This window comes from Cupriavidus sp. CuC1, assembly GCF_044627735.1.
GTDB classification, from domain to species: domain Bacteria; phylum Pseudomonadota; class Gammaproteobacteria; order Burkholderiales; family Burkholderiaceae; genus Cupriavidus; species Cupriavidus ulmosensis.
The window spans coordinates 1-660 of record NZ_JBIUHC010000423.1; the positions used below are offsets into that span (position 1 = coordinate 1).

The 660-nt window shown below is 66.8% G+C and carries 1 protein-coding gene; it reads right to left on the reverse strand.

Features of this window, described 5'->3' with window-relative positions; genetic code table 11:
• A partial coding sequence (locus ACGLHR_RS52025) for an IS66 family transposase zinc-finger binding domain-containing protein (protein WP_400103977.1) occupies nucleotides 1–524 on the reverse strand: 524 nt, incomplete at its 3' end.
• Between the last annotated feature and the right edge of the window lie 136 nt (nucleotides 525–660).

Here is a 660-nt window from a genome sequence, read left to right on the forward strand (position 1 = left end):
GCGAGCAGGCCCGCGCTGGCGTTGCTCTTGGGTAACGGCGAGGGCTGCGCGGTGGCGGTCACGATGGTGGACTCACCATTCTTCATGGCCGCATACTTGAAGCGGATGTGCTCGATCACGCTGAGCTTGGCCGGCTCGTAGTGCAGCGTCTCGCTGCGCTCCTCGCCGATGCGCTGCAGTGAGTCGAAGGCGGCCTTCTCCGCCGCGGACAGATCGTATTCGATCCGCGTGCGCGGCAGATCCTTGGGCAGGGCCGGGCGCCCCTTGCGGGTGTGGCCCGTCACCTTGATCTCTGCGGCGGTTGGCGGTGACGGCAGATCGAGCGGTGCGGCAAAGAGTTCGGCCTGACCCGGCAGACGCTCGGAACTGGCGCCGAACTGCGCGCGGTTAAGCTGCGCGATCTGGTGCTTCAATATCTCCAGTTGCTCCCACAGCGCGCAGGCGACCCGGTTCTGCTCCAGCGCGAGGGTGCGTACCGCCTCAAGATCGGCTGGCAGGTCGGAGGGGGTGAGCACAGGCAGCATGACGCCATGATGCGCCAGCGCCGGCGGGTTTACAAGATGTGTGTGGCCGCGACCGTGCGGTGGGGCCGAACCGCCGGGATCTCGATGCCTTCGAGCCAGGCGTTCAATTCGGCCAGCGTGAAGCCACGCTGGGCTA